General features: G+C 52.0%; 22 protein-coding genes and 1 pseudogene. 16 read left to right on the forward strand and 7 right to left on the reverse strand.

From position 1 onward, the window contains the following. Window positions 1-168 precede the first annotated feature (168 nt). From X965_RS04840 to X965_RS04870, 6 genes and pseudogenes are all read left to right on the forward strand, one after another. Entirely contained in the window at window positions 169-1,719 is a 1,551-nt protein-coding gene (locus X965_RS04840) for an anthranilate synthase component 1 (RefSeq protein ID WP_036417271.1), read from the forward strand. Beyond that, window positions 1,719-3,341, forward strand: a pseudogene (trpD, locus tag X965_RS19725) (bifunctional anthranilate synthase glutamate amidotransferase component TrpG/anthranilate phosphoribosyltransferase TrpD). The gene X965_RS04840 and the pseudogene trpD overlap by 1 nt, the downstream one beginning before the upstream one ends. A gap of 3 nt (window positions 3,342-3,344) precedes the next feature. After that, window positions 3,345-4,712, forward strand: coding sequence for a bifunctional indole-3-glycerol-phosphate synthase TrpC/phosphoribosylanthranilate isomerase TrpF (trpCF, locus tag X965_RS04855; protein WP_036417276.1), 1,368 nt, complete (start codon window positions 3,345-3,347; stop codon window positions 4,710-4,712). A 32-nt stretch (window positions 4,713-4,744) separates the two neighbouring features. Continuing rightward, window positions 4,745-5,935 (forward strand): tryptophan synthase subunit beta, encoded by a 1,191-nt coding sequence (trpB, locus tag X965_RS04860; protein ID WP_036417278.1) that lies wholly within the window; start codon window positions 4,745-4,747, stop codon window positions 5,933-5,935. After that, the gene (trpA, locus tag X965_RS04865) at window positions 5,935-6,741 is read left to right on the forward strand and encodes a tryptophan synthase subunit alpha (RefSeq protein ID WP_004238155.1); all 807 of its coding nucleotides are present in this window, start codon (window positions 5,935-5,937) and stop codon (window positions 6,739-6,741) included. Before trpB ends, trpA begins: the two co-directional genes overlap by 1 nt. A gap of 124 nt (window positions 6,742-6,865) precedes the next feature. Beyond that, a complete protein-coding gene (locus X965_RS04870; RefSeq protein ID WP_004239204.1) occupies window positions 6,866-7,180 on the forward strand; it encodes a BON domain-containing protein in 315 nt (104 codons plus the stop codon). 80 nt (window positions 7,181-7,260) lie between these two features. Here the strand turns inward: X965_RS04870 and ompW are convergent, their stop codons facing one another. Beyond that, window positions 7,261-7,896 (reverse strand): outer membrane protein OmpW, encoded by a 636-nt coding sequence (gene ompW / locus X965_RS04875; RefSeq protein WP_004238157.1) that lies wholly within the window; start codon window positions 7,894-7,896, stop codon window positions 7,261-7,263. Window positions 7,897-8,320: 424 nt separating this feature from the next. Here ompW and X965_RS04880 point away from each other — a divergent pair, with 424 nt between their 5' ends. After that, complete coding sequence (locus X965_RS04880; protein WP_004238158.1) at window positions 8,321-9,097, forward strand: YciC family protein; 777 nt, start codon at window positions 8,321-8,323, stop codon at window positions 9,095-9,097. A gap of 87 nt (window positions 9,098-9,184) precedes the next feature. Further along, the gene (locus X965_RS04885; RefSeq protein WP_004238159.1) at window positions 9,185-9,754 is read left to right on the forward strand and encodes a YcxB family protein; all 570 of its coding nucleotides are present in this window, start codon (window positions 9,185-9,187) and stop codon (window positions 9,752-9,754) included. 25 nt (window positions 9,755-9,779) lie between these two features. Here X965_RS04885 and X965_RS04890 read toward each other — a convergent pair whose 3' ends face one another. Continuing rightward, window positions 9,780-10,193 (reverse strand): YgiW/YdeI family stress tolerance OB fold protein, encoded by a 414-nt coding sequence (locus tag X965_RS04890; RefSeq protein WP_015422734.1) that lies wholly within the window; start codon window positions 10,191-10,193, stop codon window positions 9,780-9,782. Between the two features lie 181 nt (window positions 10,194-10,374). Between X965_RS04890 and qseB the strand changes: the two genes are divergently transcribed. Together qseB and qseC are read left to right on the forward strand one after the other, a co-directional pair. Further along, on the forward strand, window positions 10,375-11,046 hold the full coding sequence (gene qseB / locus X965_RS04895) for a quorum sensing response regulator transcription factor QseB (RefSeq protein ID WP_004238161.1): 672 nt from the start codon (window positions 10,375-10,377) through the stop codon (window positions 11,044-11,046). Further along, window positions 11,033-12,379, forward strand: coding sequence for a quorum sensing histidine kinase QseC (qseC, locus tag X965_RS04900; protein ID WP_004238162.1), 1,347 nt, complete (start codon window positions 11,033-11,035; stop codon window positions 12,377-12,379). The genes qseB and qseC overlap by 14 nt, the downstream gene beginning before the upstream one ends. On the opposite strand, the gene X965_RS04905 is transcribed toward qseC, so the two are convergent. Further along, window positions 12,369-14,126, reverse strand: coding sequence for a SulP family inorganic anion transporter (locus X965_RS04905; RefSeq protein ID WP_015422735.1), 1,758 nt, complete (start codon window positions 14,124-14,126; stop codon window positions 12,369-12,371). The two genes, qseC and X965_RS04905, sit on opposite strands and share 11 nt — an antisense overlap. Before the next feature lie 217 nt (window positions 14,127-14,343). Here X965_RS04905 and X965_RS04910 point away from each other — a divergent pair, with 217 nt between their 5' ends. The 4 genes from X965_RS04910 to X965_RS04925 all read left to right on the forward strand — a co-directional run bounded on the left by X965_RS04910 (window position 14,344) and on the right by X965_RS04925 (window position 17,816). After that, a complete protein-coding gene (locus X965_RS04910) occupies window positions 14,344-14,883 on the forward strand; it encodes a septation protein A (protein ID WP_004238165.1) in 540 nt (179 codons plus the stop codon). Between the two features lie 69 nt (window positions 14,884-14,952). After that, window positions 14,953-15,393, forward strand: coding sequence for an acyl-CoA thioester hydrolase YciA (gene yciA, locus X965_RS04915; protein ID WP_004238167.1), 441 nt, complete (start codon window positions 14,953-14,955; stop codon window positions 15,391-15,393). Window positions 15,394-15,529: 136 nt separating this feature from the next. Then, window positions 15,530-16,903, forward strand: a complete 1,374-nt coding sequence (gene dbpA / locus X965_RS04920) for an ATP-dependent RNA helicase DbpA (RefSeq protein ID WP_015422736.1) — start codon at window positions 15,530-15,532, stop codon at window positions 16,901-16,903. 130 nt (window positions 16,904-17,033) lie between these two features. Continuing rightward, window positions 17,034-17,816, forward strand: a complete 783-nt coding sequence (locus tag X965_RS04925) for a hypothetical protein (protein WP_004238169.1) — start codon at window positions 17,034-17,036, stop codon at window positions 17,814-17,816. Between the two features lie 55 nt (window positions 17,817-17,871). Here the strand turns inward: X965_RS04925 and X965_RS04930 are convergent, their stop codons facing one another. Next, complete coding sequence (locus tag X965_RS04930) at window positions 17,872-18,612, reverse strand: TonB family protein (RefSeq protein WP_004238170.1); 741 nt, start codon at window positions 18,610-18,612, stop codon at window positions 17,872-17,874. A 120-nt stretch (window positions 18,613-18,732) separates the two neighbouring features. Next, window positions 18,733-18,912, reverse strand: coding sequence for a YciY family protein (locus X965_RS04935; RefSeq protein WP_015422737.1), 180 nt, complete (start codon window positions 18,910-18,912; stop codon window positions 18,733-18,735). 254 nt (window positions 18,913-19,166) lie between these two features. Here X965_RS04935 and cls point away from each other — a divergent pair, with 254 nt between their 5' ends. Both cls and X965_RS04945 read left to right on the forward strand, forming a co-directional pair. Continuing rightward, entirely contained in the window at window positions 19,167-20,627 is a 1,461-nt protein-coding gene (gene cls / locus X965_RS04940) for a cardiolipin synthase (protein WP_004238173.1), read from the forward strand. A gap of 69 nt (window positions 20,628-20,696) precedes the next feature. Further along, window positions 20,697-21,029, forward strand: a complete 333-nt coding sequence (locus X965_RS04945; RefSeq protein WP_032098125.1) for an HI1450 family dsDNA-mimic protein — start codon at window positions 20,697-20,699, stop codon at window positions 21,027-21,029. 20 nt (window positions 21,030-21,049) lie between these two features. On the opposite strand, the gene X965_RS04950 is transcribed toward X965_RS04945, so the two are convergent. Continuing rightward, window positions 21,050-21,607, reverse strand: a complete 558-nt coding sequence (locus X965_RS04950) for an AlpA family transcriptional regulator (protein WP_036417280.1) — start codon at window positions 21,605-21,607, stop codon at window positions 21,050-21,052. Window positions 21,608-21,634: 27 nt separating this feature from the next. Continuing rightward, a complete protein-coding gene (locus X965_RS04955) occupies window positions 21,635-21,859 on the reverse strand; it encodes a hypothetical protein (protein ID WP_004238176.1) in 225 nt (74 codons plus the stop codon). Between the last annotated feature and the right edge of the window lie 159 nt (window positions 21,860-22,018).

A 22,018-nucleotide genomic window follows, 5' to 3' on the forward strand; every position in this document is an offset into this window, starting at 1 on the left:
GACATCCCATGAACATGCACAAACTGAACAATCGTTGGTGGCGCAATCTTTCCCGTCGGGCGGAATGGTTGTGCGTGCATGTCAGTTAACCGGCTGTACCAGAGCACAGAACCCGCCCCCGTGGCGGGTTTTTTTATGGCAAAAAATTCACATAGCAAGGTAATTATCATGGACAGCACGATTTTCACACAACACATCCGGACAGCTTATCCGGCTTATCAGCCCGACCCGGCGGCGGTATTCACCGCGCTTTGCGCACAGCGTCCTGCAACGCTGTTATTAGAATCCGCCGAAATCGCATCCAGAGCAAATTTAAAAAGCATGCTGGTGCTGCACAGCGCACTGCGCATCCGCTGCACCGGACACACCGTCACCGCAGAAGCACTGACTGCCAACGGCGCGGCATTACTGCCGGTATTGCAGGCAAGTCTGTCCGCCGGGACTATCAGCGGTAACACACTGACACTGCATTTCACTGCACCGGCCGCCTATGCGGATGAAGATACCCGTCTGCGTGCCGCATCGGTCTTTGATGTACTCCGTACCCTGATGAATCTGCCGTCACAGGCAGATGACCGTCACGCGCTGTTCTGCGGCGGACTGTTCAGCTACGACCTGGTCGCGGCCTTTGAGTCACTGCCGCCGGTTGAACGCACTAACAACTGCCCGGATTACTGTTTTTATCTGGCGGAAACACTGCTCACTATCGACCACCAGCAGCAGACCAGTGAACTGTTCACCCTGACATTCACAGCAGATACCGCAGAACAAACCCGCCTGACAGCACAGCATCAGCAGGTATTAACGGCTCTGGCACAGCCGGTAACCGGTTCTGCGGCTGTTACGCCCGCAGATATCAGCGTGACAACGTCACATTCAGATACTGATTTCTGCACTATCGTTAATCAGTTAAAACAATCCATTATTCAGGGTGATATCTTCCAGGTCGTGCCGTCACGCCGCTTTCAGTTACCGTGCCCGTCCCCGATGGCCGCCTACCGCGAACTGAAAACCCGCAACCCGAGCCCTTACCTGTTCTTTATGCAGGATGCGGATTTCACCCTGTTCGGCGCATCACCGGAAAGTGCCCTGAAATATGACCCGGCAACCCGTCAGATTGAAATCTACCCGATTGCCGGCACCCGTCCGCGCGGTTTGTCAGCAGACGGTTCGGTGGATGCAGATAAAGACAGCCGCCTGGAGCTTGACCTGCGTACGGATCAGAAAGAGCTGGCTGAGCACTTTATGCTGGTTGATCTGGCCCGTAATGACCTCGCCCGTATCTGCCGTCCCGGCAGCCGCAGTGTGGCGGAGCTGACCAAAGTGGATCGTTATGCGTTTGTGATGCACCTGGTGTCCCGCGTCACCGGTGAATTACGCGACGACCTCGATATTTTCCATGCTTATCAGGCGTGCATGAATATGGGCACCCTGACCGGCGCACCGAAAGTCCGTGCGATGGAACTGATTGCACAGGCCGAGAAAGTCCGTCGCGGCAGCTACGGCGGTGCGGTCGGCTATTTCCGCGGCGATACCACCTTTGATACCTGCATTGTGATCCGTTCTGCCTATGTCGAAAACGGTATCGCCACAGTGCAGGCCGGCGGCGGCGTGGTGCTGGATTCCGACCCGCAGGCGGAAGCCGACGAAAACCGCAACAAAGCCCGCGCGGTGATCCGCGCTATCACCCGCGCCCATCATGCAGAGGAGACATTCTGATGGCTGATATTTTACTGCTCGATAATGTCGATTCCTTTACCTATAACCTGGCCGATCAGTTCCGTGCTCAGGGGCATCAGGTGGTGATTTACCGCAACCGGGTTCCGGCAGAGGTCATCCTGTCCGCGCTGGAAACCATGAAAAACCCGGTGCTGGTGCTCTCTCCGGGGCCGGGAAAACCGGCGGATGCCGGGTGTCAGCCGGAAGTGCTGAGCCGTGTCAGAGGACGTTACCCGGTGATTGGTATTTGCCTCGGCCATCAGGCGATTGTTGAAGCCTACGGCGGCAAAGTCAGCCACGCCGGTGCTGTGCTCCACGGTAAAGCCAGCCAGTTGCATCACGATGAGCAGTCCATGTTTTCCGGTCTGCCGAACCCGATGAAAGTGGCACGCTATCACTCACTGGCAGCGGAAATCATCCCGGAAGCGCTGACCGTGTGTGCCACCAGCGACAATATTGTGATGGCCGTCCGCCATGAACAGGACAAAGTCTGCGGCTTACAGTTTCACCCCGAATCCGTCCTGACACCGGACGGCGCAGCCCTGCTGGCTAATACCCTGGCGTGGGCACAGGCATAACTCAACCTGAATAACAGATAAAAAAACAGATTAAGGAACAGAGAGATGCAAACATTATTTGAAAAACTTTACCGGGGTGAAACACTGACCCTGGCGGAAAGCCGGGAATTATTTTCCGCAATTATCCGGGGAGAACTAAGTGAAACCCAGCTGGCGGCAGCGCTGATCAGCATGAAAATGCGCGGCGAGCAGCCGGATGAAATTGCCGGCGCCGCCCAGGCCTGTCTGAATAACGCACGCGCCTTCCCGCGTCCGGACTATCGTTTCAGTGATATTGTCGGCACCGGCGGCGATGCTTCCGACAGCATCAATATCTCCACGGCCAGCGCCTTTGTGGCTGCTGCCTGCGGGATCAAAGTCGCCAAACACGGCAGCCGCAGTGTTTCGAGCAAAACCGGCTCTTCCGATTTACTGAACGCCTTCGGGATCGCGCTGGACACCCCGGCGGATGTGTCCCGCAGCGCACTGGATGATGTCGGCGTCTGTTTTCTGTTCGCCCCGCACTATCACGACGGCTTCCGTTTTGCCGCACCGGTGCGTCAGCAACTGAAAACCCGTACCTTATTTAATGTCCTCGGGCCGCTGATCAACCCGGCCCGTCCGCCGGTTGCCCTGATCGGCGTGTACAGCCCGGCGCTGATCCGCCCTGTCGCGGAAACCCTGAAAGTCCTCGGCTACCAGCGTGCCGCCGTAGTACACAGCGGCGGAATGGATGAGGTTTCCCTGCACGCACCGACACAGGTTGCTGAGCTGCATAACGGAGAGATCCGCGAATACCGCCTGACCACAGACGATTTCGGCCTGCCGGGTTATGACATGCAGGAACTGCGCGGCGGTACCCCGGAAGAAAACCGTCAGTTGCTGACCCGGTTATTACAGGGAGAAGGTACCGCGGCACAGAGTCACGCCGTGGCAGCCAATGTCGCCCTGCTGATGAAACTCAATGATAACGAAGACTTACAGGACAATGCTCAGCACGCGCTGACAATGATCCGCAGTGGTAACGCCTTTGAGCGCGTCACCGCCCTGGCCGCGAGAGGATAAACCATGAAAGGCACCGTATTAGAACAGATTGTGAATGATAAACGTATCTCCCTGGTTGCACGGAAGAAACAGGAACCGCTGCTGAGTTTTGCGGATAATCTGCCGCTGAGTGACCGCGATTTTTATCAGGCACTGCGCAGCGCGGAAACCGCATTTATTCTGGAGTGCAAAAAAGCCTCTCCGTCGAAAGGGCTTATCCGTCAGGATTTTAATCTCAGTGAAATCGCAGCGGCCTATGCGCCGTATGCCACAGCAGTTTCGGTACTGACCGACGAGAAATATTTTCAGGGACAACACGACTATCTGCGGCAGGTGCGCGCACTGATCACGCAGCCGGTGTTGTGCAAAGATTTCATTATTGATGCTTATCAGGTGTATCTCGCCCGCCACTATGGCGCAGACGCGATTCTGCTGATGCTTTCTGTCCTGAATGATGCGGATTATCACTCACTGGCGACCCTGGCTCATTCCCTCAACATGGGTGTGCTGACGGAAGTCAGTACGGAAGAGGAACTGCACCGCGCCATTGCCCTTGATGCACAGGTTATCGGTATCAATAACCGCGATCTGCGCGACCTCTCCATTGACCGCCGCCGGACAGCGGATTTCGCGCCGCATATTCCGGCTGACCGCATTATTATCAGTGAATCCGGCATTACCACCCATCAGCATATCCGCGAATTGCGTCCCCATGCTGACGGATTCCTGATCGGCAGTGCCATTATGGCGCAGCCTGATCTGGACACGGCTATCCGCCGCCTGATTTACGGTGAGCACAAAGTCTGCGGGCTGACCCGAGCAGACGATGCCCGCGCCGCTTATGACGCCGGTGCCACCTTCGGCGGCCTGATTTTTGTCAGCAAATCGCCGCGTTATGTGGATGAAGTACAGGCAGCTGAGGTGATGCGCGGTGCACCGCTGGCGTACGTCGGCGTGTTCCGTAACCACGACCCGGCAGATATCGCTGCCATTGCCCGCCGTCTGAAACTGCATGCGGTTCAGTTACATGGTGATGAAAACGAGCACGATATCGCGCTGCTGCGCCTGCATCTCCCGGCAAAATGTGAGATATGGAAAGCGCTGGATATGTCGCACGGTACGGATATCACCGTGCCTGACGGTGTGGTGCGGCTGGTGCTGGATAACGGCAAAGGCGGCACCGGGCAGACGTTCGACTGGCAGACACTGCCCCCTTCATTGCCGGTACCCTTTACCCTCGCAGGCGGGCTGAATGCGGAAAACTGTGTCGCCGCCGCCACTTCCGGTGCTGCCGGGCTGGATTTTAACTCCGGCGCCGAATCCGCCCCCGGTATTAAAGATGCAGAAAAACTTCGTCAGATATTTAATCAATTACATCAGCAAGTTGCCTGACTACAACTGAAAAGAAAAAGGATCAGAAAACAATGAGTAAATTAAATCCCTATTTTGGTGAATTCGGCGGGCAGTTTGTGCCGCAGATTTTAATCCCGGCACTCGATCAGCTCGAAGATGCCTTTATTGCCGCTCAGGAAGACCCGGAATTTCAGCGTGAATTTACCGATCTGCTGCAAAACTATGCCGGACGCCCGACGGCCCTGACCCTGTGCAAAAACCTGACTGCGGGCAGCAAAACCAAACTGTATCTGAAACGCGAAGATTTACTGCACGGCGGTGCGCATAAAACCAACCAGGTGCTCGGCCAGGCACTGCTGGCAAAACGGATGGGAAAAACGGAAATTATTGCCGAAACCGGAGCCGGTCAGCACGGCGTGGCGGCAGCACTGGCCAGTGCGCTGCTCGGCCTGAAATGCCGGGTGTATATGGGGGCAAAAGACGTGGAACGTCAGTCTCCGAATGTGTTCCGCATGCGGTTGATGGGCGCGGAAGTCATTCCGGTGCACAGCGGCTCCGCCACGCTGAAAGATGCCTGTAATGAGGCGCTGCGCGACTGGAGCGGCAATTATGACCGCGCCCACTATTTATTAGGCACTGCGGCAGGTCCGCATCCGTACCCGACCATTGTCCGCGAGTTCCAGCGTATGATCGGTGATGAGGCCCGCGCCCAGATCCTCGCCCGTGAAGGTCGTCTTCCGGATGCGGTGATCGCCTGTATCGGCGGCGGTTCAAACGCTATCGGCGCATTTGCCGGGTTTATTCCCGATGAATCCGTCGCCCTGATCGGCGTCGAACCGGCCGGACACGGTATTGAAACCGGTGAACACGGTGCGCCGCTCAAACATGGCCGCATCGGTATCTATTTCGGCATGAAATCACCGATGATGCAGACAGAAGACGGCCAAATCGAGGAATCTTACTCCATCTCCGCCGGTCTGGATTTCCCGTCTGTCGGGCCGCAGCACGCGTATCTGAATGCTATCGGCCGGGCGGATTATGTTTCCGCCACCGATGACGAGGCACTTGACGCCTTTAAAACCCTGAGCCGTCAGGAAGGGATTATCCCGGCACTGGAATCCTCCCATGCCCTGGCACGCGCACTGAAAATGATCCGTGAAAATCCGGAGAAAGAACAAATTATTATCGTCAATATTTCCGGTCGCGGAGACAAAGATATTTTCACTGTTTATGACATTTTTAAAGCAAGAGGTGATTTCTGATGAGCCGGTATGAACAACTTTTTCAGCGTTTGCAGTCCCGTAATCAGGGTGCGTTTATCCCGTTTGTCACTCTGGGTGATCCGTCCGCTGAGGTTTCCCTGCAAATTATTGATGCACTGGTGGACGGTGGTGCCGACGCCCTGGAAATCGGTATTCCGTTTTCTGACCCGCTGGCAGACGGTCCGGTGATTCAGGATGCCAACCTTCGTGCCTTTGCGGCCGGTATGACCCCGGCACGCTGCTTTGAGCTGATTGCACAAATCCGTGCAAAATATCCGGAACTGCCGGTGGGATTGCTGATGTATGCCAACCTGGTTTTCCATAACGGTATCAGTCAGTTTTATGAAACAGCGGCAAAAGCCGGGGTGGATTCGGTGCTGATCGCCGATGTGCCGCTGCATGAGTCTCAGCCGTTCCGGGATGCCGCGCTGGCCAATAATATCGCACCGGTCTTTATCTGCCCGCCGGATGCGGATGATAAATTACTGGAAACACTGGCCGCCGCCGGAAAAGGCTATACCTACCTGCTCTCCCGCGCCGGGGTGACAGGAACAGAAAAGCGGGCTGAAAAGTCCCTGGCTGATCTGACGGCAAAACTGACCGCGCTGAATGCCGCACCGCCGGTTCAGGGATTCGGGATTTCTGAACCGGAACAGGTACAGGAATCACTGCGGAATGGTGCTGCAGGGGCGATTTCCGGCTCTGCTGTGGTAAAAATCATCGCCGCAAATCTGGATAATATACCGGTGATGTGTCAGAAACTGCGGGAATTTACGCAGAAAATGAAAAACGCAACGCAATTATAATTTTTCATTCCGCCCGCTGTTAACAGCGGGTTATTTTTTGTTGAGAAACATCCGGTTTTCATCAATACTGAAAAGGTCAGGCACACATTATTCTGCGATCCGTGCCGGTAATAAGGAGAACATAATGAAGTATATGAAACTGGTCACCTCATTTTTTGTTGTCATGTTTATGGCTTTCACCCTGTCCGCCTGTGCCCCGACTGCCACCAGTGAAGGTACCGGGGGGTATTTTGATGATTCCGTCATTACCACTAAAGTGAAAACAGCGTTACTGGGTGAGAAAGGCATTAAATCCACTCAAATCAGCGTGGAAACATTTAAAGGTAAAGTTCAGCTGAGCGGATTTGTCTCTTCAGAAAAAGAAGCGAACCTGGCGGTAAATACCGCGCGTAAAGTTCCGGGTGTGAAGGTTGTTATTAACTCAATGAAGTTGCGGTGACTCTGAATATCAGATTACCGGATAAAAAAACGGCGCAATAAGAATTGCGCCGTTTTTTATGGTACTGATAACGAGGATTATCAGAATTTGTAACCGACACCAAACATGAATACCCATGGATCCAGGTTAGTTTTGTAAGACTGGCTGGCACCACCGGCTTTGAAATCAACATCAGTTTTGATGTTCATCCACCAGAGGGAGGCGTTCAGCATCCAGTTCTGGTCTAATTCATAATCCAGACCTGCCTGTGCTGCCACACCCCATGAGCTGCTCATGCTCAGATCGCTTAAGCCTGCGCCTTTACCGGTATCGTTAAATCCTTCATCAAAGAAGAAGGTATAGTTAACACCCACACCTAAATACGGACGCAGTTTATCTTCCGGAGTACGGAAATAGTACTGTGCCATTAAGGTTGGCGGTAAATGTTTGGCAGAGGCAATTTCACCCGCAGCCGGAACAGAGATTTTATGCTCAAACGGCGTCGCTGCCAGTAATTCCACACCGATATTATCGGTGATCATATAACTGAAAGTTAAACCTAACTGAGTATTATTGTTCGCTTCAAAAGAACCGAAACCCAGAACATTATCAGAGCTGACGTTCGGACGTACAGTCGCAGTACCACCACGAACGATAAAATCACCGGCCTGGTGTGCCATTGAAACTGACGGTAAAACAGTTGCCAGTGCTAAACACACTGCAGAAAGCTTTTTCATTATCTATCCCATCCTAAAAAAAAGAAAAAAAAACACAATAAGTACAGTTTGAAATATACAACCTTAAATCCAATTATGATCTAAGACAGATCACAACATTTAAATAAAAACGCATTTTTCACAAAGATCTAAATTATTATTCCACGGCAACATTTTCATTTATTGATTTACATCAAAAACAACCTTCGTCATTTTTAGCGCAATCATTTTTGTGTGTTTTATATCAATTTGCAAAATAAGATGCTTACTATACCGTCGAATATTTTGCTTTATTATTGTTAATGTTTTGTGACTTTTTGGCTGCCTGTTTCCGGATATTCCGTCTGATCACTGTATTTCTGCCGGACGAACAGGTTACAATCCCCGCCATACTGTTTTACAATTGCATCAACGTTTTTATTTCATGCCTTACAGGAGTTGTTCCATGTCCATGCCGGTGCCGGTTCTTGCCCGCGACAGTCTTAATTTTTTCCGTAATCAGCTGTTGTCTGTCCTGATCATTTCGCTGCTCACCGCCGCTGTGACCGTCGGGCTCAATGTGCTCCTGACTTATAACTCCAACGGTCTGGCGCTTATCCGCGCCCTGGAAACCACTTACGCCACTGAAGGCTCCGGCGGCTTTCAGCGGGCGGTCGCCGCACTGACATCCGATGACCAGTGGCAAATGCTGAAAACCGGCCTCGGAACTATCTTCAGTTCCCTGCTGGGCAATGCCGTCTTTGTAACGTCCATGATTTTCCTGATCTTCAGTGCCTCACAGGGACAGCCGGTATCCGCGTTGCAGGCCATCACCGGCTCTGCAGGACGCATTCCGCGCATGCTGGTGCTGCTGTTAATCTGCTCGCTGGTGATTGCCCTCGGGCTTGTTGCCATGTATCTGCCGGGATTAATTCTGGCTATGTTACTGGCGCTGGCACCGATCATTATGTTCACCGAAAAGAACAGCGTATTTACCGCCATTAAAATCAGCGGAAATATTGCCCTGAAAAATATCAGAACACTTCTGCCTGCTATTTTAATATGGTTTGCCCTGAAACAGGCATCCGTAGTGTTTCTTAGTAAACTTCCGATAGAAAATGAGCATATTTTGATGACCGTTATTCTGTTTATTAATAATGTCATCAGCGGACTGGTAATTATTTATCTGTTCCGGTTCTATCAGTTATTTACACAATCGCAATCTGCCAGCGACTATCAGTAAGGCCTGATAATGCGCACAGATAATGATATTGTCTTTTTTGTGCGCAATATGATGTGCAGACTGTTCAGGAAATAAAGGAATACGATTATGATCACTCTGCCCGTCACGCTTACTGTTCAGGATCTGGCTGACTATCAGACGTTCAGTTTCCGGCATTTTTATCAGGAGCCGGTCGGGTGGAGACGAATTCCTTATATTCTTATCTGGCTGATATTATGCGGAATGTTATTACTTATTTTCAGTACATTTTCGCCGCTGCCGGGCAAATTTGATATTTATTCTGTTTTTTACGGGCTGAGCTGCGGGTTTTTAGCACTACTGGTGTTTATTTACAGCCGTTTTGTCAAAAGCAGACGGGTTATGAAGCAGCTTTCTGTTCAGTCCGGACATTACCTCCTGCGCCAGGCAACGTTTGAACTGAATAATGACGGGATAAACCAGGTTTCTGCCCTTTACCATTCTTTTTTTGCCTGGGAATCGGTCATTGATTATGCCGAAAGCGCCACCGGGTTTTATCTTTACCACGGTAAATATGACGGTATTATTATTCCGCTGCGGGATATTCAGTCAGAGGCACAGAAGAAAGATATTTTGCACCTGCTGTCACAGAAAATAAGAAATGTGCAGATAAAAAATCAGGCCAATAAGATGGCCTGATTATCCGGTGTATCTGCGGTGGTGATTACTGTACTTTGCGTACCGCTTTTACATCCAGTTCGGTTTTATTCCACTCTTTGTCGATTTCCCCTTCGACCTCAATTTCATCCTGCGGCGTGACTTTCAGTCCGTCCCAGCGTTTCGGGGAAATTTCAGCACGGATAGTCCCGGTGCTGTCTTTAAATTCATAATGTTTGTTATCCAGCTGGCGGACAATCGTACCGCGCAGCACAACCGGTGCATCATCAGATAATTTCAGTGCATCCGCAACGGTCATTTTACGGGCATCAGGGCCGCTGAAACCGCCGTTTTGTGCCGCTGTGGTGGTTGTCACGGCTGTTGCACCGGGACCTTCAAAACCGCCGTTGGCTGCAAAAACGGAACCGGCTGATCCTGCCAGTAAAGTGGCAAGTAATGCGAGTGCAGGTAATTTTTTCATCATTTATCTCCTTTATGAGGAAGCGTCTTTGCTTCATGGACACTATTAAACCATTAAGTTCTTAACAGGATCTTAAGGGGATATCATTTTTGATTATATTTTTAATTTCAGAAAAAACAGGTGGTTATCCTGAGATATCTGAGTTAAAACTAGTATAGCGCTATTTATACGGATAAGAATTATGCGGATATTATTAATTGAAGATGACCGGTTGATTGGCGACGGGCTGAAAATCGGCCTAAGCAGGCTCGGCTTTACCCCTGACTGGTTTACCGATGGGCAAACCGGCCGGGAGGCGCTCTATGCCGCTCCTTATGATGCCGTGATCCTCGATCTCTCCCTGCCCGGCATGGACGGACTGGATATCCTGAAACAGTGGCGGTCAGAGGGGCGCGACGAACCGGTACTGATCCTGACCGCCCGTGATGCCCTTGAGCAGCGCGTCAGCGGCTTGCAACAGGGCGCAGATGATTATCTGTGCAAACCGTTTGCCCTGGCAGAAGTCGCGGCACGGTTACAGGCACTGATCCGCCGCCGCTACGGTCAGCTCTCTGAAAAACTGGTGCTCGGCGACGTGGAGATGGATCCGGTGGCGATGACCGTCACCCGCAACGGCGTACCGGTATCACTGAAAGGTAAAGAGCTGGCGCTGCTGGCACTGTTTCTGCGCAATCCGCAGAAAGTGCTGTCCCGCGCGATGATTGAAGAAAAATTGTATAACTGGGATGAAGATGTCTCCAGTAATGCCGTTGAGGTGCATATTCACCATCTGCGCCGCAAACTGGGGCGCGGATTTATCAAAACTATTCACGGTGTCGGTTATGTCGCGGGAAAAAATGATGAAGACATATAGTCTGCGCCTGCGGCTGGGCGGATTATTGCTGCTGCTCACCCTGCTGACCTGGGGTGTCGCCAGTGTGTTCGCCTGGATGCAGACCACAAAATCCATCAATGAATTATTCGATACACAACAAATGGCCTTTGCCAAACGTCTGTCAGTTTTGCCGTCCGGGCTCGAGTTCCCGCCGTCTGCGATACAGAAAACCAAAAAAATGCTCTCCGCCAACCGGGGAAAGCAGGATGACGATGCATTCGCTTTTGCTATTTTCAGTCCGTCGGGCGAGCGGGTGCTGGATGACGGCGAAAACGGCCGGAAAATTCCGTTCTCAGACAAGAAAAACGGGTTCCGGGACGGCTCGCTGACGGATGATAACGACCGCTGGCGCTTTGTGCAGCTGCCTTCCGCCGATGGCCGCTACATCATCGTGGTCGGCCAGGAGTGGGAATACCGCGAGGATATGGGGCTGACCATTATCACCGCTCAGGCGATCCCGTGGCTGGTGGCACTGCCGCTGATGCTGCTTCTGTTCCTGTGGCTGCTGACCCGCGCACTGACTCCGCTGCGCCTGCTGGCACGGCAGTTACAGCGCCGTAACCCGGCTGAGCTGACGCCGCTGGCCCCGCCGGTGCTGCCGAAAGAAGTCAGCCCGATGCTGGACGCCCTGAACGGATTATTTCTGCGTATCCGCGATCTGCGCGAGCGGGAAAGCCGCTTTACCTCTGATGCCGCTCATGAACTGCGCAGCCCGCTGGCCGCACTGAAAGTACAGACTGAAGTGATGCAGATTGCCGGGGATGACCCCGCCACCCGTGAACACGTGACCGCGAATCTGATCACCGGGATTGACCGCGCCACCCGCCTGGTGGATCAGTTACTGACCCTCTCACGGCTGGAATCACAGTCTCACCCGCAGGAATGTACAGAGCTGCGCTGGTCAACCATTATTAATGATGCCATTGCACAAACAGCTCCGGATGCGGCTGCACATCAGGTCAGCGTGATATCTGAGCTCGCCGCGCCTGAACTGACGATCCGCGGCGAACAGCTGCTGCTTACCGTCATGCTGCGCAATCTGCTGCATAATGCTATCCGCTACGGAAAAACCGGCGGCACCGTTCAGCTGACGCTGACACCGCAGCAGTTAGTGATTGAGGATGATGGTCCGGGCGTCAGTGATGCGATACTGGCCCGGCTGGGAGAACGTTTTTACCGGCCGCCGGGACAGGAAAAAACCGGCAGCGGTCTGGGATTGTCTATCGTGAAACGAATTGCGGAACTGCATCATATGACCATACAGTTCCGCCGCAGCCCGCAGGGCGGGTTTATCGCTGAAATCAGGTGGTGAGCGGTTTTTCCGCTCCTTCTGCCGCCTGTTCCATCGCCTCTTCTATCGCTTTGACACGGCTTTGCTGTTTGCTCTGAATCAGCCGGATAGCGAAATAGAGATCAGGCACAATAATCAAATCATCATCATTGCGTTTGATTTTATTTTCCGACACCCAGCGTGTCAGTTCGGTGCGCCGTCCCGCCAGGATCAGGGTAACGCCTTTGATTTTCAGCTCAGTCACCAGCTCATTCAGTGTGCTGAACACACTCATGTCATTATTGATAAAGCTGACGGTCGCATCCACCGCCACCCATCCGGGACGTTTCGGTGCGGTATTCACCACCTGTAACACCCGCTTTTTAAAGTACGCAACGTTGAAATAGGTCAGCGGCGAGTTAAAACGGTACATCAATAATCCGTCAACCTGACTAATATCCACGTTACTGTTGTTGATGGAATGGATCATCCCCTGCTCATCCACCCCCAGTAACTGGTCTGTCGGGCGGAAAACCGTGCGCAGGAACTGTACCAGTCCCAGCAGAACCGCAAACCCGATACCGTTGATCAGCCCCACCACCAGCACCGCCACCAGAGTAAACAGCGCCAGCGTGAAAGCCGATTTATTCCGTTTACGGAAAGAGAAAATCTGACGAATGCTGAACATCGACCAGGAGGAGTAAATCAGCACCACCCCGAGTGTCGCCAGCGGAATGTGTCCGAGGAAACCGGTCAGGAAAAACAGCACCAGTGCGATCAATCCGGCGGCGATCAGCGATACCATCTGTGTTTTACCACCGGTGGCATCGTTGACAGCTGTACGGCTGGTCGCGGCACTGACCGCGAACCCCTGGGATAACCCGGAAGCAATGTTGATATACCCCTGTGCCCGCAGTTCCTGATCCACATCGATGGCATAGCCGTTTTTCTCGGCAAAACTGCGCACCGTCATCATAAAGCTGACAATGCTGATCACCGCAAGGTTCAGTGACGGGATCACCAGTTCACGCAGCAGACCCGGGTCAAATGCCGGCATTTTGATATGCGGCAGCCCGTTACCGAGATTACCGACCACAGCAATCCCCATTGAGGCAAAATCCAGCTGCGCACTGACCAGTGTGGCAATCGTCATCACAATCAGCGGCCCCGGCCAGCTGCGGCGGACAGCCCGTAATAAAAACAGCGCCGCCAGGCTGGCAGCGGAGAGGATCAGCGTCGGCATATGCATAAGATGCAGATGCTCCGGCAGCGCCACCAGGCACTCAATCAGCTGGGACGGCAGTTCATCCAGCCCGAGCACATTACCTATCTGGCCGACAATAATCGTCACCGCCACGCCGTTGAGCAGCCCCTGTAAAATCGGCTGTGATAAAAAATCTGCGAATGCGGCGAGTTTGAAATGTCCGGCGATCAGACACCAGACACCCGTCATCAGCGTCATGATAATCGCCAGCTGCCACAGCGTATCCGGGTCACCTTTAGCCAGCGGAATAATCGCCGCCGCAATCACCGCACAGGTTGCCGCATCCGGCCCGACAATCAGCTGACGGGAGGAGCCGAACAGCGCATAAGTCACCATCGGCAGGATACAGGCGTAGAGACCGACAATCGCATTAATGCCCATCAGTCCCGTGTAAGCGATAGCCACCGGCAATGCCACGGCAGCAACAGAAAGCCCTGCGCGGATATCAAAGCGCAGGTTTTTGCGTTCATAGTGCAGAAAAACAGAAAGTCCCGGCATCCAGCGCAATAGTCGGTTCGACTGCATTATCGCCCCTTATAAAAATATCGTATTAAGATGTACAATTTAATTTTACTGCTAATAGTTAAACTGATTTATAACCGAACGCGGATAAAGAAGATAGTCAGACCGCGTCTTATGGTAAAATATTGCAAAATCAATTGTAATATATTTTTTTTCTTTAAAAATAAGTGACTGGATGCCACGTGCTTAAAATAAATTTAAATTTCGGACAGACTCAATTATGAAGCAACTACTCGACTTTATCCCCCTGGTTATCTTTTTTGCCATATATAAAACCGTGGATATCTATTACGCCTCCGGTGCCCTGATTGCCGCCTCTGCGATGGCGCTGGCTGTCCGCTGGTTCATGTATAAACATCTGGAGAAATCTGCCGTTATCACCTTTGTGATTGTGGCCATCTTCGGCACCCTGACCATCGTTTTCCATGATCCGCAGTTTATCAAATGGAAAGTGACCATTATTTATGCGCTGTTTGCTCTCGTGTTACTGGGCGGCCAGTTTATCTTCGGTAAGCCGCTGATTCAGAAAATGCTGGGCAAAGAACTGACCCTGCCGCCACAGGTCTGGCAGCGTCTGAATCTCGCCTGGGCTCTTTTCTTTATCGTCTGCGCGGCCGTGAACGTGTATGTCGCGTTCTGGTTATCCATGGATACCTGGATGAACTTCAAAGTGTTTGGTCTGACCGCTGTAACACTGGTATTTACCGTTGCCAGTGTGGTATATATTTACCGTCATCTGCCACGGGAAGAAGAAAAATAATAAAATCAACCGGATATCGGTTTGTTTCCGCCGGTATCCTTTTTCGTTAAACGGATGTAAGTGTTTCTCATGACTCAACAACAATGTTTACCTAACGGGGAACTGGTGCTGCGCACCTTAACCATGCCGACAGACACCAATGCCAACGGGGATATCTTCGGCGGCTGGCTGATGTCGCAAATGGATATCGGCGGCGCTATTCTGGCAAAGGAGATTGCACTCGGCCGCGTGGTGACCGTCCGCGTGGACGGCATTACCTTTCTGCGCTCTGTCGCGGTCGGTGATGTGGTCTGCTGTTATGCGCGCTGCCTGAAAACCGGGAATTCATCCATGACAGTCAAAGTTGAGGTCTGGGTGAAAAAAGTGGCTACCGATCCTATCGGTGACCGTTACCGGGCAACAGAAGCTGTCTTCAGTTATGTTGCGGTGGATGCGGATAACCGTCCCCGCCCGCTGCCCGACGGAAAACGTCATTTTCAGTTAGACAGCAGTAACAGTGATTTAAAATAATGCGTTTCATACCGGCCACTCTTCTGAGTGGCCGTTTTGTCTGCCGGAATAAACCACAGGTTCCCCGCGACACCGGCGTCCGGTAATAGTATCATTGCCGCAAACCTCTCTTTTTATTTAATCCGGAATTTTCATCGTGACCTCATTTGCTGAACTTAATGCACTTCCCGCAGAACAAATTACCAACCTGAATGAACTGGGTTATCTGACCATGACCCCGGTTCAGGCCGCCGCATTACCGGCCATTCTCGCGGGTAAAGATGTCCGTGCGCAGGCCAAAACCGGCAGCGGGAAAACCGCCGCATTCGGCCTGGGGCTGTTACAGCATATCGATGCCGGACACTTTATGACCCAGGCGCTTGTTCTGTGCCCGACCCGCGAACTGGCGGATCAGGTCGCCGGTGAACTGCGCCGCCTGGCGCGTTATCTGCCGAATATCAAAATTCTGACCTTATGCGGCGGTGTGCCGTTTGGTGCCCAGCGCGATTCACTGATCCACCCGCCGCATATTATTGTGGCCACCCCGGGCCGCCTGATTGACCATCTGAACAAAGACACGCTGCACCTTGATGCTATCCGCACACTGGTGCTGGATGAAGCTGACCGTATGCTGGATATGGGCTTTGCTGACGATATTACTGAAATCCTCTCCCGTACCCCGGAAGAACGTCAGACTCTGCTGTTTTCCGCCACCTGGCCGGATGAGATTGCAGCTGTCAGCCGCCGTTTTCAGCGCGATCCGCAAACCATCGAAATCAACAGCACCGACGAACTTCCTGCGGTTGAGCAGCAGTTTTATGAAGTTTCACGGCGTGGCAAAACTGAACTGTTACAGAAATTACTGAGCCGCGAACAACCGGCATCCTGCGTGGTATTCTGCAACACCAAGAAAGATTGCCAGGATGTGTATGAAGCCCTGGAAGGCAGCGGACAGAGTGTTTTAGTGCTGCACGGTGATATGGAACAACGCGAGCGCGACCAGACCCTGATCCGCTTTGCCAACGGCAGCAGCCGTGTGCTGGTTGCCACCGATGTGGCGTCACGCGGGCTCGATATCAAAGCCCTTGAGCTGGTGATCAACTATGAACTGGCGTGGGATCCGGAAGTGCACGTTCACCGCATCGGCCGTACCGCCCGTGCCGGTGAAAGCGGACTGGCGATCAGCCTGTGTGCACCGGAAGAAGCGGTCCGGGCAAACGCACTGGAAGAGATGCTGCATATGAAACTGAACTGGCAGCCAATCCCTGCCGGGCTGCGTATCACCCCGCTGGATGCGGCAATGGCGACACTGTGTATTGACGGCGGCAAAAAAGCCAAAATCCGTCCGGGGGACATTCTCGGCGCCATGACCGGTGATATGGGGCTGAACGGCGAAGATATCGGCAAAATCGTGATCCACCCGATGCATGCTTATGTCGCGGTGCGTCAGGGTATCGCGCAGCAGGCCCGTAAACTGCTTCAGCAGGGTAAAATCAAAGGGAAACCTGTCAGAGTCAGATTGCTGAAATAATTACAAAGGACAGCATTTCCCGTCAGCGGATGACATCTCTGTTTTATATCCGGCCGGCCTTTTCAGGCCGGCTTTATTCCACCTGCATCTCAGTATTCTGCTGAGGCATTTTCTGTTAAAGGGTCTTTGTATGGCAGCGCTGTTTAATGCTTTAGTCTCTGATTCAGTTATTTTATTTGTCGTTATCTTTATTTTATCTGTCGGCTCGGCCTATGCCGGAAAATACCTGTTCAAAAAACGTCATGGGAAAACCGAATTAGCAGATGATGAAACCAAAATTGTTCTCGGTGCCGTATTATCCCTGCTCGGCTTATTAATCGGCTTTTTACTGACGATCTCTATCGGCGGCTATAATAACCGCGAACAGATGGAAGAAAACGAAGCTATTGCTATCGGTAATGCATTCCAGCGGGCACAATTACTGTCTCCGGAAAATAACCTGCGGGCAAATACTCTGCTTAACACGTATATTGACGCACGTATTGATTTTTTTAACGGCGGCTCACAGGCAAAAAATGAAAAATGGCGGGATATCTCCCTTGAGGCTCAGTCCTCTCTCTGGAAGATCGCTGCATCTGAAGCCCGCACGGCCCCGAATCCGGTGATTGCCTCCGTACTGACCGCATTCAGTGATCTCTATGTGTCCGAAGAAAAAACCATGGCCAGCTGGCGCTATCAGATCCCGGGAGCCGCCTGGGTATTACTGATTTTATTTGCCGTCAGTGCCAATGTGCTGATCGGGTATAATATCCGCGGACTGCGCGGCAGCAATATTATGATTTTAATTCTGCCGCTGCTGACAACCATGGCTCTGTTTATGATTGCGGAAATTGATATTCCGGGTGAAGGGGTTATTCATGTAGTACCGGATAATCTGGTGAATTTACGCGCTGATCTTTTCCCGGCAAAATAAGACAGAAACAAAAAACCCGGCATTTTTATGTGCCGGGCTTTCTTTTTTTATCGGATCACTGAATAGAGGTTTTACCGTCGATCCGGAAAATAATGGTGGTCGTCATGCCTTTCTTCGGCTTTTTCTCGTAACGCCATTTACGCATTGCATTACGGACTTCACGTTCAAACATATTTTTCGGTGATGCTTCGATAATATCGATATTCTGAATACGGCCATCGGTATCGACATCAAATCTGACCCGCACCTTCCCTTCTTTACCGAGGCTGCGTGCCCGTGCCGGATAGACCGGATCAGCACGGTTCAGGGCTTTCGGGTCACCACCGCCAACATCACTTTGTCCGGCAGAAGCCACATTTCCGACCGGGCCTGCAGGGGCTTTCTGCACATTCTGCTGACCTTCCGGCGTACCACTGAACAGCGGTTTATCGGAGACCGGTGCTTTGGTTTCAACCGGTTTTACGGCTGGTTTCTCAACTTTTTTCTCTTTTTTCGGTTTTGGTTTTGGTTTTGGTTTTTTCTCAACCGGTTTCTTTTCCACCGGTTTTTCAATAACCGGCTTCACGACCGGCTCAGGTTCAGGCTCGGGTTCCGGCTCTGTTTCGGGTTCCGGTTCAGGCTGAGGTTCAGCCACAGCTGCTGCCGGTGCCGGCGCAAACGCTGCCATCTCCACCATCAGCACTTTAGGTTCGTCCTCAACCTCCTTATTCATGTTGTAGTAAATCGCTGCGGCCACAGAGGCATGCAGACAAAGAGAAATGAGAATTGGCCAGCTGATCCAGCGAAAAATAGGCATAGTCGATACAATCTTATAAGCAGCTAATAATGACAATGGTCACTAGTGTAAATGCAAATAGCAATCAATTTCAATACGAAAGACACAACCATTGTCACTTATCGTGCTGATGGTCACTTCTTAGTGGCTTAATTCAGCCTGAGCAAACAGCAGCGAACGGCGTTGTCTCGCGATATCCAGCTTGCGCAGAGCAAAAATCCGGATGTTCCGCCGGGACTGACTTTCCAGCCAGCGACGACGACGACGGGTTGCCTGCCGTAACATACGCCAACGTGCAACTTCCGGTCTGCTGTGTCTCATAACTAAACCCTTTTTTAGACTGTGTGAAAAAATAAGCTAATAATAAGGGCAATTATTATAAACTGCCTGACACAATAACCAACCGCTTTCCCGCAATATCTGCAAACACCGGCAGAAAAAAGTGGTTAAACTGACTTAAATCACAAATACAGCAGCATTACAGAAAGCTTTCTGATACATTTTCCGGTGGAGTATCAATCAGATCCTGAGCCTGTTTTGTCTGCAAACCTTATTCTTAGAGAAAGATAATACCTATGTCGACATTTTATACGCTGTTATATTGGCTGAGTATTCTTTTCTACTGGCTGCTGGTCGCCGGTATCTCTGTCCGCGTAATGTACAAACGCCGCCCGGTAACATCTACCATGACCTGGTTACTGATCATCTATATTCTGCCGTTTATCGGAATTATTGCGTATCTCGCCTTCGGTGAACTCCATCTCGGCCGCCGCCGGGTTGAGCAGGCAAAAGGAATGTGGCCGTCTGTCTCCGGCTGGGTTGAAAATCTGCGTCAGTCAAAACACATTTTCGCTACGGAAAACAGTACCCAGGCTGCTCCGCTGTTTCAGCTGATTGAGCACCGCCAGGGAATTCCCGGGGTAAAAGGTAACCAGATTCAGTTGTTTACCACCTGCGAGGACTCATTACGCCAGATTGTCAAAGATATCGATAATGCTAAACACAGCATTGATATGGTGTTTTACATCTGGAAACCGGGCGGTGATGTGGACAATGTCACCAATGCCCTGCTCGCCGCCGCCAAGCGGGGCGTAAAATGCCGGATTATGGTGGACTCCGCCGGCAGCTGGCACTTCTTCCGCCATGATTATCCGGAGATGATGCGCAATGCCGGGATCGAGTTTGTCGAAGCTCTGCCGGTAAACATTCTGCGCTTCGCCCTGCGCCGGATGGATTTGCGTCAGCACCGGAAAATCGTCACTATCGATAACTATATTTCCTACACCGGCAGTATGAATATGGTGGATCCGCGCTACTTTAAACAGGACGCCGGTGTCGGTGAATGGGTTGATATCCTTGTTCGTATGGAAGGCCCTGTCACCACCCTGTTCGGTATTATCTATGCACTGGACTGGGAAATGGAGCGCGGAGAGCGCCTGTTACCGCCGCCGCCGGACGATATTGAAATGCCGTTTGAAAAAGACAGCGGTCATACCGTCAATATTGTGGCTTCCGGTCCGGGTTACCCTGAAGAGCTGATCCAGCAATCCCTGATGACGGCTATTTTTGCCGCACAGGAGCGTCTGACCTTCACCACGCCGTATTTTGTTCCGAGCGATGACCTGATGCATGCCATCTGCACCGCTGCCATGCGTGGCGTGCGTGTTGCAATTGTGATGCCGCGCCTCAATGACTCATTCCTCGTCCGCTGGGCAAGCCGCGCGTTTTATACTGAACTGCTGGAAGCCGGTGTGGAAATCTATCTGTTCGAGGATGGTCTGCTGCACACGAAAAGTGTCCTCGTGGATGACCAGCTCAGTATGGTCGGTTCCGTAAACCTGGATATGCGCAGCCTGTGGCTCAACTTTGAAATCACCGCCGTTATCGATGATGAAAGTTTTGCCGGTGACCTGAATATTGTCCAGAATGACTATATTTCACGCGCAACCCGCCTCGATTACACTGAATGGGAAAAACGTCCGCTGACCAACCGTGTTCTTGAGCGGTTATGTTATTTCTTCAGTCCTCTGCTGTGATAAACTGACTTTCTTTATTATCCCCGCCGGTATAAAACGGCGGGGGATCACCGGAATGTAACCTGACCTATGAGTACCTCTCTTCCCCGTCGCCTCAGCGAGCAGGAAACGATTGAAATGGCCTATGACCTGTTTCTGGAACAGGCAATGGATAACCTTGACCCGGCAGACGTCCTGCTGTTTAACCTTCAGTTTGAAGAGATCGGCGGTGCTGAAATTGTACCAACCGGCAGTGACTGGTCAGAGTTTGCACCTTTTCTGGCACAAAACCCGGAATGTGCCGAAGTGGTTATCGGCCTGGCTCCGGATGAAAATGCAGATATCGATCAGATTTTTGCCCGTGTGCTGATTTCCCGGCATTTTACCGGCTCACCGGAATACGCTGTCCGCTGGCGGGAATAATCTCCCCGCCGGTCACGCGGTCAGCAGCGGCATTTTTCACGCCGGGCGATTAATGACCTTGTGATAATGTCAATTTCAGCGGGATCCTCTGCAGCCCCTGCACGTAATGCAAGATTCCATTTGCTGATAATTTTTGCATTTTCTGCCATCTCAGAATGTGCAGCCAACCGCCCTTGTGCCATCAGCCAGGACGCGACCGCAGCCCAGTCCCATAACGGGGATTGCCCGCGCAGCCGCTGCACCGGCCCCGGAAAGGTGCCCGGGCCGCGCGCACCATCTTTGAGCAACGCGATTGCCTGACGTGACATACCAGTCAGTTCCGCAATATCACTCAGGCCGACAAGAGCAGAATCCACCGATTCCACCCGTGCATTCACACCGGCTGACTCCGCATCTTCCACCGCCGTACGGATTGCACAATCCAGAGACGGTGCTTCCCGGTCAAATTCCAGATAGACTGATTTACCGTAAAAACAGAGTAATGCATCATCACAACCGCCTGCAAATAAGGCATCCTCCAGGTTCTCTGTATCTGCTGTCACACCGGACAGCGTCAGCGTAAAATTATACAGTGCCATCGTTTCCCCCTTTCCTGCTGCCCGTTTTCACTGACAGGCATCCACTTTTCGTCTGATCTGCTTTGCATGGTTTTCCGGATTCCGTGGTGTTGACCAGACGCTCATCTGATGCTGCCGGTGCTCATCATTCGGTGACCCGCACCGTAACCGGCAGAATGCATGCGAGGAATTCCCCGGCGCAATCCATACCCATCCCTGTAACAGTGCATATTCAATCGCGGACTGAATATGTTTATCCGGATGTTTCTTCATTTCCTGTACCTACTGTAGTTTATATGTTGACGTTCGTCAACACTCCGATATTAACACACCTGAAAAACCGGCTGTGCTTTTTAATAACGGAATCAGTAAGCTGCCTGCAAGGCCGCGAAGTACGCTCTGTCAGATTTTGCGGCTGGTGCGGAAAAGCAG

It is taken from the genome of Morganella sp. EGD-HP17, assembly GCF_000512315.2.
GTDB lineage: Bacteria > Pseudomonadota > Gammaproteobacteria > Enterobacterales > Enterobacteriaceae > Morganella > Morganella morganii.